The 14,131-nt window shown below is 45.5% G+C and carries 7 protein-coding genes and 2 pseudogenes; 6 read left to right on the top strand and 3 right to left on the bottom strand.

Annotation, left to right across the window (positions count from 1 at the left end; genetic code table 11):
* On the bottom strand, window positions 1-1,996 hold a 1,996-nt coding region (locus ACLUWI_RS09440; RefSeq protein WP_412147113.1), incomplete at its 3' end, for a mucin-binding protein.
* A 542-nt stretch (window positions 1,997-2,538) separates the two neighbouring features.
* Between ACLUWI_RS09440 and ACLUWI_RS09435 the strand changes: the two genes are divergently transcribed.
* The 3 genes from ACLUWI_RS09435 (at window position 2,539) to glpK (ending at window position 4,889) form a co-directional block, all read left to right on the top strand.
* Window positions 2,539-2,688, top strand: a complete 150-nt coding sequence (locus ACLUWI_RS09435; RefSeq protein ID WP_412147112.1) for a hypothetical protein — start codon at window positions 2,539-2,541, stop codon at window positions 2,686-2,688.
* Between the two features lie 287 nt (window positions 2,689-2,975).
* Entirely contained in the window at window positions 2,976-3,161 is a 186-nt protein-coding gene (locus ACLUWI_RS09430) for a 2-hydroxymuconate tautomerase (RefSeq protein WP_006499107.1), read from the top strand.
* A 222-nt stretch (window positions 3,162-3,383) separates the two neighbouring features.
* On the top strand, window positions 3,384-4,889 hold the full coding sequence (gene glpK, locus ACLUWI_RS09425; protein WP_412147111.1) for a glycerol kinase GlpK: 1,506 nt from the start codon (window positions 3,384-3,386) through the stop codon (window positions 4,887-4,889).
* A gap of 383 nt (window positions 4,890-5,272) precedes the next feature.
* Here the strand turns inward: glpK and ACLUWI_RS09420 are convergent, their stop codons facing one another.
* Window positions 5,273-5,437: a hypothetical protein gene (locus ACLUWI_RS09420; protein ID WP_412147110.1), complete on the bottom strand. Its 165-nt coding sequence runs from the start codon at window positions 5,435-5,437 to the stop codon at window positions 5,273-5,275.
* Between the two features lie 334 nt (window positions 5,438-5,771).
* On the opposite strand from ACLUWI_RS09420, the gene ACLUWI_RS09415 reads away from it, so the two are divergent.
* A complete protein-coding gene (locus tag ACLUWI_RS09415; RefSeq protein ID WP_412147109.1) occupies window positions 5,772-6,632 on the top strand; it encodes an SPFH domain-containing protein in 861 nt (286 codons plus the stop codon).
* Between the two features lie 1,282 nt (window positions 6,633-7,914).
* On the opposite strand, the gene ACLUWI_RS09410 is transcribed toward ACLUWI_RS09415, so the two are convergent.
* Window positions 7,915-8,598 carry a TetR/AcrR family transcriptional regulator gene (locus ACLUWI_RS09410; protein ID WP_412147108.1) on the bottom strand — a complete coding sequence of 228 codons (684 nt, stop codon included), beginning with the start codon at window positions 8,596-8,598 and terminating at the stop codon, window positions 7,915-7,917.
* 919 nt (window positions 8,599-9,517) lie between these two features.
* Here ACLUWI_RS09410 and ACLUWI_RS09405 point away from each other — a divergent pair.
* Window positions 9,518-9,766 (top strand): annotated as a pseudogene (locus tag ACLUWI_RS09405) (serine-rich glycoprotein adhesin); the annotation flags it as partial.
* Window positions 9,767-11,446: 1,680 nt separating this feature from the next.
* A pseudogene (locus ACLUWI_RS09400) lies at window positions 11,447-14,131 on the top strand (hypothetical protein); the annotation flags it as partial.

The following is a 14,131-nucleotide window of genomic DNA, read 5'->3' as shown; positions in this document are numbered from 1 at the left end:
GATTACCTTGTACGTCAACAAAGTGAATCGTCCGCTGTACGGTCTTTTGAACGTTTTCGGATGTCAGGTCATGGTGATAGACAACGTTGATCTCAGAATCCATGCTGTTTTCATCAACCGTTGCGGCAGCTACCGTGTCCTGATTCGGTGTCATATTGGCAACCACGGGAGAGTCAACGCTGGCAAATTCATTACCGGCAGCTGCTTGCCAGGTGAATTCAGTTCCTGTGGCATCAGTCGGCGTTCCATAGTAGGTCAGTGATTGCACGACATCACTTGCGACGGCTTGATTGTTGTCATCGCCATCGACGTAGTGAATCGTCCGCGTAATCATTTTGACTGCCTGCACGATAACTTGCGCGGTTGCAGTAACGGTATCTTGATCATTGATTTGGTAGATGTAGGTAACGTTGTAGATACCTGGCGTAGTCAAGTTGCCATCAGCATCCAGTGGCAGGTTGGACGTGTCGACTTGGTAGGTTCCGGCGCCACCAGTCGTGCTGTAGGCTAATTCCTTTTGCTCGGTAACGGTCATTGAGGATTGATTGGTGAACTTGACGCTTGGATTCTGTTGCAGGTTCAGCGCTTGATTCCAGCTGCTGCCACTTGGCAAGGTAACGTCCTGTAGCAAAAAGACTGGCTGCACTTCTACATACAGTTTGGTTGCGGAACCATCTAGATGAGTCGTACCAAAATAGAAGTAGTTGTACGTTTGCCAAAGATCATGGCCGTTGGGAGCAATATTGGTCGTGTAGCCAAGGTTCTTGACCGCGTTAAAGATATTAATGGCATTGATTCTAAAATAGCCATCGGTAAACAGCGTATCTTCCGCACTGCCATTGGTAAAGTTGGTTACGGTAACGTCGTTTGGTGAAACGTTAGGCATGGCCGCTTGAATATCAGCTGGCGCGTCTTGGTAGCGACCGTTGGCATTCTTGATAACGGCGTGGTAGCTGCCATTGATGTTTTGAATGGCGCTGATGGTATCAGTTGCTGGTACGGCCAGTCGCATGTTTAGTGAATGGATGTCATCAGAATAGAAATTGCCGTCCGCATCCCAGTAGTAGAAATATTCATCAAATGTCATATTGCGCGCGGCCAGATCTCGTTCGAGCGCTTTATCGGCATTACCATCCGCCAGTGCTGCCAACTGCTTTTTCATTTGTTCCAGGTTGGCGATCTTCATTGGAACGGTAGCCGTCAGCGATTGACCAGCTTGCAGAGTAGCCACGAATTGAATCTCAACGATTTGGTCCCAGGAGAAATCTGCATTCTGCATCAAATCAGCCAGCGTTTCAAAGTCGCCGGCCGTGATGGCATAGTAGACTTCCAAATCGTCTGGCATGGAGCCGGTAGAGGAGGTAAATTGAATGCCACTGCCGATCTTGTCGGTAGCGATAACCGGCTTGATCATATTGCCGTCTGTTGAATTATTGGCGGCAAACGTTGGCAGCAAGACAATTTCTTCAACTTTGCGGCTGTCAGAATTATTGTTGGTAACGACCGTGTTGACGTCGAAAGTACCATCGGATTGATTGGCATTTAAAATTGAGCTGCCGCTATATCCAGTCGTCTGGTTGTTAGCCGTGATGTTGATGCCGTGCTGAATATTATCCGTTGCAGGCGCCTGGGCACTGTTTTGCTTGGAGTTGATAATGGTTTGATCAGCTTCAGTGCTTTGAGCAGCCGAACTGCTCATCGCGGTGTTGGCAGTGTCAGCAGTGGTTGACTGAGCAGCGGAGTCAGAGGCGACTGCTGATTGAGGCAAAGCATCGAAAGCAGTAGTTGATTGAGCAGTTGAATTAGCTGTCAGGACAGTCGTTGTCGTGGATCCATCATTGGTATCGGCTTGGACTGTCATGGCACTGCTGCCGATAAAGAACAAACTGGCGATGGCTACCGAGACAATTCCGGTACCGAATTTGCGCAGCGAAAACCGTAATTGACGATCACTGGCTTGTTTGATTTTCAGATTGTGATTGTTTTTACTAAGCATGGTGTAATCATCCCCTTACATTTGGTAAAAATATCATTCATATGATAATTAGGTCAAGGAGAAAATTACTTTTATAGAAACGATTTGCATTGGCACAAGCAGTAGCAATGAATTATTAATAATTAGATATGATAATTTCTTCATAGCTTATAAATGCCGATATATCAACGTTTGTTAGCTAAAATAAACAAACAAGTGATTTAATAAATTAAATATATTCTTATTTATCTAATGAATTGCTAAGTGTGAATACAATGGCATAATGATGGCTTTGAATGGAATGTTGCGGCCACTGATAGGCAACTGGCTCGGAAACGATCACAAATGCTTGATTAATCGGTGCCTTAACTCAGCCGATCATAAAATAAGTCCGTTTGAAAAAACCAGCAATAGTTTCTGGATATTTGGAGATCGAACATTGCGTCGTTTGGCCTATCAATAAGAAAATTTGACGCAATTGTTGCTCGTCATGGTTTGCGAGGCGGAGTAAAATAAAAGCAAAGCATAAATCAAAAGCCAATTAAAAAAGGAAGTGTCGATCATTGAAAAAGACATTGTATGACGGCGAACATTTTCAAGTAGTCCTGGAAAGTAAAAAGCCGCTGGTTAAAGGCGTTAAGGCTGACCTTCACAAAATGGCCGGCTTGATGCTGGCAGCTGGGGCGGCATGGCTGTTGATCAAGAAACATTAATAACTAGAAGAACCGTTCAACTGGCTGCGGCTGGTTGAGCGGTTCTTTTAAGATTGCGGATCTTTTCAGAGAGCTGGTAATAACCGCAACAAGACCTTTTAGTCAGCTTGCTCAACAGCATCTGTCTAAATGCCGGCTTACAAATTATTGACGGGTGGTAGCTACATCAATAAAGAATAGTTTTTAAAATTAATTAAGTAGTTTTTAAGACCACGTAAAGCGTTGCCAAACCAATGATAATTGTGGTATGATTGCCCCAAGTTATTGGATTAAAGGAGAGATTTTTCATGCCATTGGTACACATTGATCTATTGGAAGGTCGCACTGAAGAACAATTAAAGGCCCTGGTTAAGGACGTTACGGCAGCCATTTCTAAGGATGCCAATGTTCCTGAAGAACGAATCCACATCGTTTTAAACGAAATGCGCAAGGATCGCTACAGTGTGGCTGGCAAGATGGTCAGCGATAAGTAAACGATTAGCCGCTGAATGGCCTTGGGTCGCCAGCGGTTTTTTTGCGTTCTAAAGCGGTGTTGAAATTGAGCTGGATAGCCTTCCAACTAACATATCCAGACTAGCTGATCAGCTTACTGATTTGGCGAGCGCTTGGGAACAGCTGGCATGCTGCGACAGCTTACGAATGGGCGAACAACCAGGCAAGCCGCGCAATGCGCATAACGGAAAGGATTGAAATTCATGAGTGACGAACAATATATAATGGCAATTGATCAAGGAACGACCAGCTCGCGGGCGATTATCTTTGATCATCAAGGACATGAAATTGCAATGGCTCAGCAGGAGTTTCCGCAATACTTCCCTAATCCAGGCTGGGTTGAGCATGATGCCACGGAAATCTGGGATAGCGTCCAATCGGTGATTTCTGATGTCATGATCAAGTCGCAGATCAAGCCTTATCGAATTGCCGCGATTGGAATTACCAACCAGCGGGAAACGACGGTCATCTGGGATCGCCATACCGGCAAGCCAATCTACCATGCGATCGTTTGGCAGTCCAAGCAGACCAGCGACATTGCCGAGCAGCTGATCAAGGATGGCTATAAAGAGCTGATTCACGAAAAAACTGGTCTGGTAATTGACTCTTATTTCTCCGCGACCAAGATCAAATGGATTTTAGACCACGTTCCAGGCGCGCGGGAAAAAGCAGTCAATGGCGATCTGCTGTTTGGGACAATCGATACCTGGCTGCTGTGGAATCTGACGGGTGGTCGCGTGCATGCTACGGACGTTACCAATGCCAGTCGGACGATGCTGTTTAACATCCACACGCGTCAATGGGACCAAGATATTTTGCGGCTGTTGGACATTCCAAGCCAGATGCTGCCAGCCGTGCGCTCTAATTCAGAAGTGTACGGCTATACGGGCGACTACCACTTCTTCGGGGTCGAGATTCCGATTGCGGGGATGGCCGGCGATCAGCAGGCGGCTTTGTTTGGTCAGGCTGCCTATGAAAAAGGATCCGTCAAAAATACTTACGGTACTGGTGCCTTTATCGTAATGAATACCGGTACTGAAGCCACGCTGTCGAAAAACGGTCTGTTAACAACGATTGCCTATGAGCTGAACGGCCAGCTGAACTACGCTTTGGAAGGCTCGATCTTTGTAGCGGGATCAGCAATTCAATGGCTGCGTGATGGACTGCAGTTCTTTACCAAGGCCAGCGAGTCAGAAAAAATGGCTGTTGAAGCCGGCTCAACCGGTGGCGTTTATGTAGTGCCGTCATTTACTGGGCTGGGTGCACCATACTGGGATCAAGAAGTGCGTGGTGCGATGTTTGGCTTGACACGAGGATCTAATCGTCAAAGCATTACGCGGGCCACGCTGGAATCGATCGCCTACCAGACGCGGGATGTCGTTGATACGATGGTTAAAGACACCGATTTGCCGCTAAAGGCACTGACGGTCAACGGCGGGGCTTGTCGCAACGACTTTTTAATGCAGTTCCAGGCTGATATTCTGCAAACACCGATTGAACGGGCCCAAATGGAAGAAACCACGGCATTAGGCGCGGCTTTCTTAGCTGGCTTGGCAGTTGGCTTTTGGAACAATCAAGACGAGCTCAAAGAACTTTCCAAACTGGGCGATGAGTTTATGCCGGTCATGAAACGTGAAGATGCCGAACAGCTTTACCATGGCTGGCAGCGTGCGATCAAAGCTGCTCAGTTCTTCAGCCACGGGGAATAAAGTGCTGGGAATGATTAAGCTGCATTCTATGACATCATGACCTTAGTTCCACGCGAGAATAAAGCATTGGGAACCATTAAGCTGCGTTTTAGGAGAAATGCTACTCTTTGGGGCAGCGATTTGCTTGAACAGCGGCACATTGATTATTCTTAGCGGCAAAATAATAATTGGTAAAATGCCTTGCCTGGTCTGGCAAGGCGTTTTCAAATTGCAATGCCAATTGAAATCAGCTATAATTATGGCGTAAACAAAAAGGCTAACGCGCTGGTAACACGTTAGCCCGAATGTCCTTGAAAATCGACAGTGCTTACACTTTAAACTTAATTAAGAATGTACAACACCATCTTAGAGCTGCAACTCATAAAGATGGTTTTTCTTTTTGGTCAGAAATGACTGACCATGTAGCAACCGGCAATGAGGGAGGCAATCACAATGATTACGACCGTGGCCAAGGCTGCGTACTGAACGCCAATCGGCAAGCCGTGTAGTTCGTGCAGAACAGCGGCAAGTCCTTTTAAGTTGGCGCCATCTTGATGTCGGTTTGACACTTATGGATCCCTTTCATAATGATGGGAAGCGTCGCACGTTTTTTCAACTCCTTCATTGGCATCGCTCCCTTCGAAAAGCGAAGCACCGCCAATGTTCTTGGACAAAAATATTATACCATAATCGAGTCAGCTGCTAGTTGGCTCGATTTTTTTATAAACTTTCTCAAATTGATTTGGTAAAGTTCATCAGATTTTAGTTAAGAATAGCAGCGAGTTGTTCAGTGGATCATCATGCCAGCCGGGAAATTATCCAGCGTTGGCTTGTTTGGTATTTTGTCGGAAATCGTTTCTAGGTTATAATTGTTCTAGAATTGATCTGAAAGAAGGGATGACGATGCAAGAGAAAAAGGCATTTCACGTCAATGGCTATCTGGGATTGATCGTTGCCATTGCGATCGCGGTTTTAGGAGTTTGGCTGTGCTATCGCGGTTACGCCGGTCAGCAGCATGGAGAACTGGCAGTCGGGGTCGTCTTAATTTTGCTGGCTGCACTGTGCGCTTCAGCATTGACGATCGTACAGCCTAATGAAGCTAAAGTGCTGACTTTTTTCGGTAACTACATTGGTACGATTCGCGATGCCGGCTTGTTTATGACAGTGCCGTTAACGGACAAGGAGAGCATTTCCCTGCGAGTGCGCAATTTTAATTCCGAGATTTTGAAGGTTAATGACTCAAAAGGGAATCCGGTTGAAATCGCAGCCGTAGTAGTCTTTAAAGTCGTTGATACGGCGCAGGCTCTGTTCAATGTTGATGACTATGAGGAATTCGTTGAGATTCAAAGCGAGTCTGCCGTGCGTCACGTTGCCAGCGAATATCCGTATGACACATTTGATGAGCAGGATAAGCTGACGTTGCGTGGGAATCCGACTGAAGTTTCTGACCGCTTGACACAAGAACTGCAGGAACGGCTTAACGTGGCTGGCGTGCAGATTTTGGAAACGCGGCTGACGCACTTGGCATATGCCACTGAAATTGCCAGTGCGATGCTGCAAAGACAACAATCCGCGGCGATTCTGTCGGCACGAAAGATTATCGTTGAAGGCGCTGTCTCAATCACGGAAGATGCCATGGAGCGACTGGCCAAGGAAACGGATTTGAATCTAACTGATGAGCAGCGTTTGCAGGTCATTAACAATATAATGGTAGCAATCATTAGTGAACGCGGTACACAGCCGGTAATCAATACTGGAAAATAACTGAATTTGTTTTAGAATGCTTAATCGTGCGCTCTAGCTGTCAAAGGCAGGGCGCGCGATTTTTGAATGGGAACGAGGCTGCTTGTCGGTTGATTATCGTCAAAACTTGAGATGATAAAGACTTGTCCCAATCATTTCATGGCGGTGGATTTGGCACGTTTTGAAAGTCATACGATTCGTTGTCAGAATGAATTGTCAAACATACTGAGTAAGTGAACAGAATCGGGACCATCAACTGAGCCGTAACACCACGAGATTTGCCGAAATATCGGTCAGCAGCTTAAAAATGGGTAACTAAAAAAGGCTGCCAGGCAACAGGAAAGCTGGCAGCCTTTTAAAATTACTATTATAGACTGATTTTTGATTGTGTCTAATTGTTAAAGCGAGAAATGTTTCAACGAGGTGCTCAATCAAGGCTGGATACGGAACCCGACTGATTAAAATGATTCTCGGCTTTAACAACAAGATAAGCCGCTTATAGTTAATTCGCTATAGAATCGAAAGGTATAGACTAAGAGGAGATCGATGTCTAAGCGGACTTACCAACCAATCATGTCCTCATTGGTAAACGAAACTAACTGTGGCACCAATCATTTCAAGTATGAGGATTTGAAATAAGGCGAAAATTAGAGGTGCGTTTAGCCTGCTTTAAAAGGTATCGGCAAAGCGAGCCTGTAGATCTCAACTAAATTCGGTTAATGCCAGTTGCGGAAGAAAATTAAATAACTGGTTATAGGAAGTCGATATTTCCTTGGTATCAACCGAAGCAGACTTCATAATTACGGGAGTATAACAAGTGAAATCTGGCCAGCTTGAGGTAAAGATTAGAGAAAGGGAAAATATTTATGGGAGTCTCGACGATTTCTAATCAATTACTTTGAACAAACCGTTTGGGAGCTGGATTTGCACATTATGGGAAACCGAGCTGGACGCTATTGAGACTTAGCAGGCGAATAAGCATTGTTGGCTGGGTCGCCAATCAGTCAATAGTCTTGAAAAAGTTTAAAAAGGAAACAGGAATACACATCAGTTATTGCCTTATCACCTTCTTAAGTGTTTAATGTAAAAGCCTTACATTAATTCTTATTATAAATGAATATAGATAGTTTAGACAGTGTATGTTAGATACATTGAGTTTCGGAAGTTAATTGATACAGCAAGGAATTGCCGGAGTTTGATTGCCGTGATTTCGATAATTTAGGCTGGTTAAAGGATTTAGCCAATGATCAGCTAATGTAACAAAAAAAGCAGCTGCAAGTAAGCGGCTGCTTTTTATGTATGTTTAGAATTGGTAGTTTTCAATATCGTTCAAATCTTCTGGTAGATCGGAAAAGGCAAGCAGCTGCAGTGGAGACAGGATTTGTGCCGCACCCATAATACCACGAACCTGACGCTGTGAAATTGGGTCTTCAGAAGTCAGCCAGTGTTGAATAATATTTACCATCAAGCCAACGTAGATCTCAAACAGGTAGTCAAGTGGAATCCGTACCGGCAACTGCTTTTTAAGATTCTGGATTGCCGGGTCGTTGGCGGCAACCAGTTTAGGAGCTCGTGTCAGAAGTTCATTGTAGACAGCCTTTTTGATTTTAGAAAGAAAATTGATGTCACCATTGGCAGAGAGTAAGATCCGAGTAACTTCGCGGTGCTTGGCACAGGCTTTGACGGTTTCGACAAAGGCTTGGTCGGCCAACTTAGCGATTTCAACCTGGTCAGCAGTTTCATCAAGCTGAATAACTGCTGACCGGTCCTTTTTCATACCTTCAACCAAATCTGAGATCATGGCGTCTTCAATTTCGAAAAGAAGATCATTTTGATCGTTGTAATAGGTATAGAAAGTTTTACGGCTGACTTCAGCTGCTTCGATAATGTCTTTCGTAGTAACTTCATTCAATGGCTTTTCTTTCAATGCATTGATCATCCCAATGCGAATGCGATTTTTGGTATTGATAATGCGAATATCGGTCATAATCGGTTCATCCTTTCAGATACATCTAAACTGAAATTTATTTTAAACGTATGCTTGTGTAAATATCAAGTGAAAAGTTAATTGAAATCACGACTTATCTTGATGATAATTTTACCTAATAAACTAATTGTATCGTTAGTTGATCAACTGGTAAATTATATATATTAACAATCGTTGGAAAATGACACTAATTCTTTATTTTGTACACATCAACGGCGTAATAATCTGTTTATCTAACCTCGTTAAAGACTGTGTAAGATAATTTCAAGCCAATCTTTCAATTAACACTTTTTGTATCATAGAGATAAGGTTATGTCAATTTTCGTGAAGATGGTTATATAACGATAACTTCCGAGCAAGATAAAATTGGCAAAGTAGTCAATAGCGGAATGTTTGATTGAAAAACGGGGTAAGCAAAAGGTCAGTGGGGTTAGACTATCTATTCCGATTTTTGACAGCTCAATAAGTGGACGAGATTAATGCCGACTGGAAGAGCGAAAAATATATGAAACTCACTGATAATTGATGTCAAATTTGAGTCCGCTGATTTTTTCAAATTTTTTGATTAAGAATGCTGGCTTTAATGGATGGTCAAATTGAATATCAATTGAAAAGTCAAATTAACAGAAGATATTTACTATTTATTGATCAAATTCAAAACGATTTTCGCTGATTTTGGTAAACACTTAGTTGACCAAAGTAACTCGATTCGGCATAAAAACGCTATATAATAATTCTTTCTAATCACATAAGTATTGTAATAACCGATTAATATAACCTTGCGAAAGAGTGTATAAGATCGGTTGAATAAGAGAAATTACCCAGCTACCTCTTGTATTATATTCAAAGCAACTAGTAAATCTTTGATAAATGTTTATACATCGATAAGCAAAGAGATTTAAAAGAGTAGTCATGAGAGGTGTTTAGATTGAGAAAAGCGAATAATCGCGAATATGCTGAAGCTAAAGAGGCAAGTAAGGTCAAGCTTTATAAAACTCACCGTGGTTGGATGAGTTGCCTGTCTCGGTTCTTTTCGCTGATGAAATTTGGCAAAAAAGAAGAGGTTTCAACTAATCAAATTAAGCTAGAGAAGGGATTTGACGATGACGCGCTAAGTGGGCCGCTCGATTCCTATGCTAAGGGATTGGCTGCTTTTGGGGCGGTTTTAGGAACAACAACGCTGCTGCAAGGTAATGTATATGCTGATACGACGCAGGTTCAGCAGACGACCGATACCGCTGAATCACAAGTCGTTGGCTCAACTTCGGAATCAACTTCCAGTTCAGCATCGGTTTCGACTTCGGAATCTGTCTCGACGTCAATCAGTACGTCAACCAGTCTGGTATCATCATCAACTTCGGCGTCAACCAGCAGCTCAACTTCTGGTTCTGATTCAGCAGTTTCAGAAACAAGTTCAACTTCTGCATCGACATCTGATAGTCAGTCAATTAGCGATTCGATGGTCGACAGCCAAGATAGCAGTGAATCACTGTCGACATCAATCAGCAACAGCACGTCTACTACCAGCTCACAAACTGTTCAAATTGATCAGTCAACTTTGGCAGCTAATCAAGCAGTAGTAAAGAGACTGTTTTTACGTTTGAATGCTACACTGACATCAACTGCCAGTTCACCTCAGATTTCAAATAATGGCTTAACGGTTACTTATTATGGAACGGGTACAGATTATAAGTCTGGCAATGCTATCTACTACATTGTTGAGGCTACCAACAATCTTAATGGTACGGTAACTTTTTCCATTACTTATACGTTTAAAAATCCACAGACCGGTGAACTTTCTGGTGGTCCCTCTTCCTCAGGAGATACCATTTACTTTGGTCAGGGGTCTACTACAACAACACCTATATTTAATATGGGAGCGGGATATTCCAATCCTACCAATTATAAATTAGAGACTTTGAAATCAGATGGTAGTGTATATAAAACTGCTACAGGTGTTTATAGTTATCAGGTAGGCAGCAATAGCTATGACTTTTATTCAAACAGTACTTATGGGGATCTAACATATTATAATTATGTAAATAACGGTGTAGTGGCTGCAAGGTATACGATAACCTTTAGCATTGATACTTCAAAAGATCTGAGTTACACAATTACGCCATATGCGGCTAACTATTCTGATAAGAAGAATTACTTCTCAACTTCAACTAATGGGATTGAGCCAAGTAACTATACCAGCACTTCAGCATCGCAATCGACCAGTAAGCAGCAAAGTACGAGTGCTTCAAAATCGACTGCAGCAAGCATCTCAAATAGTCAATCGGTTTCAACCAGCAAGCAGGTTAGTCAATCCAATTCTCAGAGTATTTCGGCTAGCCAAGCAGCTTCAACAAGTTTGTCGCAAAGCGCAAGTAAGTCCACTTCGATCAGTACTTCTCAGAGTGCAAGCAAGTCTGCATCAGTAAGTGCAAGCGAGTCAGCTTCAACCAGTGCATCACTGAGTGTCAGTGAATCTGCATCAAGCAGCGCATCCTTGAGTGCAAGCGAGTCTGCCTCAACCAGTGCATCACTGAGTGCAAGTGAATCAGCATCAACGAGTGCATCACTGAGTGCGAGTGAATCTGCATCAACGAGTGCATCCTTGAGTGCGAGTGAATCAGCCTCAACTAGTGCGTCCTTGAGTGCGAGCGAATCTGCCTCGACTAGTGCATCAGTAAGTGCGAGCGAGTCAGCTTCAACCAGTGCATCAGTAAGTGCGAGCGAATCAGCTTCAACGAGTGCATCACTGAGTGCGAGTGAATCAGTAAGCACGAGTGAGTCAGCATCGACGAGTGCATCCTTGAGTGCGAGCGAGTCCGCTTCAACCAGTGCATCCCTGAGTGCCAGCGAATCAGCCTCAACCAGTGCATCCCTGAGTGCCAGCGAATCCGTATCAACTAGTGCATCAGTAAGTGCGAGCGAATCGGCTTCAACGAGTGCATCACTGAGTGTAAGTGAATCAGCATCAACGAGTGCATCAGTAAGTGCGAGCGAGTCAGCTTCAACCAGTGCATCAGTAAGTGCAAGTGAATCGGCTTCAACGAGTGCATCACTGAGTGCGAGCGAATCGGCATCGACGAGTGCATCAGTAAGTGCTAGTGAATCGGCCTCAACAAGTGCCTCCTTGAGTGCGAGCGAGTCAGCTTCAACCAGTGCATCCCTGAGTGCCAGCGAATCAGCCTCAACCAGTGCATCCCTGAGTGCCAGCGAATCCGTATCAACGAGTGCATCAGTAAGTGCTAGCGAATCGGCGTCAACGAGTGCATCACTGAGTGTAAGTGAATCAGCATCAACGAGTGCATCAGTAAGTGCGAGCGAGTCAGCTTCAACCAGTGCATCACTGAGTGCCAGCGAATCGGCCTCAACAAGTGCCTCCCTGAGTGCAAGTGAGTCTGCCTCAACTAGTGCATCAGTAAGTGCTAGTGAATCGGCCTCAACAAGTGCCTCCTTGAGTGCGAGCGAGTCAGCTTCAACCAGTGCATCCCTGAGTGCCAGCGAATCAGCCTCAACCAGTGCATCCCTGAGTGCCAGCGAATCCGTATCAACGAGTGCATCAGTAAGTGCTAGCGAATCGGCGTCAACGAGTGCATCACTGAGTGTAAGTGAATCAGCATCAACGAGTGCATCAGTAAGTGCGAGCGAGTCAGCTTCAACCAGTGCATCACTGAGTGCCAGCGAATCGGCCTCAACAAGTGCCTCCCTGAGTGCAAGTGAGTCTGCCTCAACTAGTGCATCAGTAAGTGCTAGTGAATCGGCCTCAACAAGTGCCTCCCTGAGTGCAAGCGAGTCAGCTTCAACGAGTGCATCAGTAAGTGCGAGTGAATCAGCCTCAACGAGTGCATCACTGAGTGCCAGCGAATCCGTATCAACGAGTGCATCAGTAAGTGCGAGCGAATCGGCATCGACTAGTGCATCACTGAGTGCCAGTGAATCCGCCTCAACTAGTGCTTCGGTAAGTGCTAGCGAATCGGCCTCAACGAGCGCATCCTTGAGTGCGAGCGAGTCAGCTTCAACCAGTGCATCCCTGAGTGCCAGCGAATCCGCTTCAACTAGTGCATCAGTAAGCACGAGTGAATCCGCATCAACCAGTGCATCCTTGAGTGCGAGCGAATCAGCCTCAACTAGTGCCTCCTTGAGTGCGAGTGAATCCGCATCAACCAGTGCATCACTGAGTGCGAGCGAATCGGCATCGACTAGTGCATCAGTAAGTGCGAGTGAATCAGCATCAACTAGCGCATCCTTGAGTGCGAGCGAGTCAGCATCAACGAGTGCATCAGTAAGTGCGAGCGAATCGGCATCGACTAGTGCATCACTGAGTGCCAGTGAATCCGCCTCAACTAGTGCTTCGGTAAGTGCAAGCGAATCGGCCTCAACGAGCGCATCCTTGAGTGCGAGCGAGTCAGCCTCAACCAGTACATCCCTGAGTGCAAGCGAGTCAGCTTCAACCAGTGCGTCTCTGAGTGCGAGTGAATCAGCTTCAACGAGTGCATCAGTAAGTGCGAGCGAGTCCGCGTCAACGAGCGCATCAGTAAGTGCGAGCGAATCGGCATCGACTAGTGCATCAGTAAGTGCTAGTGAATCGGCCTCAACGAGTGCCTCCCTAAGTGCCAGCGAGTCTGCATCGACTAGTGCTTCACTGAGTGCAAGCGAGTCTGCCTCAACTAGTGCATCAGTAAGTGCGAGCGAATCAGCCTCAACCAGTGCATCAGTAAGTGCAAGTGAATCGGCCTCAACGAGTGCCTCCCTGAGTGCAAGCGAGTCAGCTTCAACCAGTGCATCCTTGAGCGCAAGTGAGTCTGCCTCAACTAGTGCATCAGTAAGTGCCAGTGAATCCGCCTCAGCTAGCGCATCACTGAGTGCCAGTGAATCCGCATCAACTAGCGCATCCTTGAGTGTGAGCGAATCGGCATCAACTAGTGCATCAGTAAGTGCGAGCGAATCGGCATCGACTAGTGCATCAGTAAGTGCGAGTGAATCGGCCTCAACGAGTGCCTCCCTAAGTGCCAGCGAGTCAGCTTCAACGAGCGCATCCTTGAGTGCGAGCGAATCCGCCTCAACCAGTGCATCAGTAAGTGCAAGTGAATCGGCCTCAACGAGTGCCTCCCTGAGTGCAAGCGAGTCAGCTTCAACCAGTGCATCCTTGAGTGCGAGTGAATCAGCCTCAACTAGTGCCTCCCTGAGTGCGAGTGAATCGGCTTCAACTAGTGCTTCGGTAAGTGCGAGTGAATCAGCATCAACGAGTGCATCACTGAGTGCAAGTGAATCAGCCTCGACGAGTGCATCACTGAGTGCGAGTGAATCAGCCTCGACGAGTGCATCAGTAAGTGCGAGCGAGTCAGCTTCAACGAGTGCATCAGTAAGTGCTAGTGAATCGGCATCGACGAGTGCATCCTTGAGTACGAGCGAATCGACATCAACAAGTGCCTCCCTGAGTGCGAGCGAATCCACTTCAACTAGCGCATCAGTAAGTGCGAGCGAATCAGCCTCAACGAGTGCATCACTGAGTGCAAGTGAATCAGTCTCAACGAGTGCT

It is taken from the genome of Limosilactobacillus mucosae, assembly GCF_046939755.1.
Taxonomy (GTDB): Bacteria; Bacillota; Bacilli; order Lactobacillales; family Lactobacillaceae; genus Limosilactobacillus; species Limosilactobacillus mucosae_A.
The sequence above is the reverse complement of the archived record's forward strand: the minus strand, read 5'-3'. Positions and strand labels throughout refer to the sequence as shown.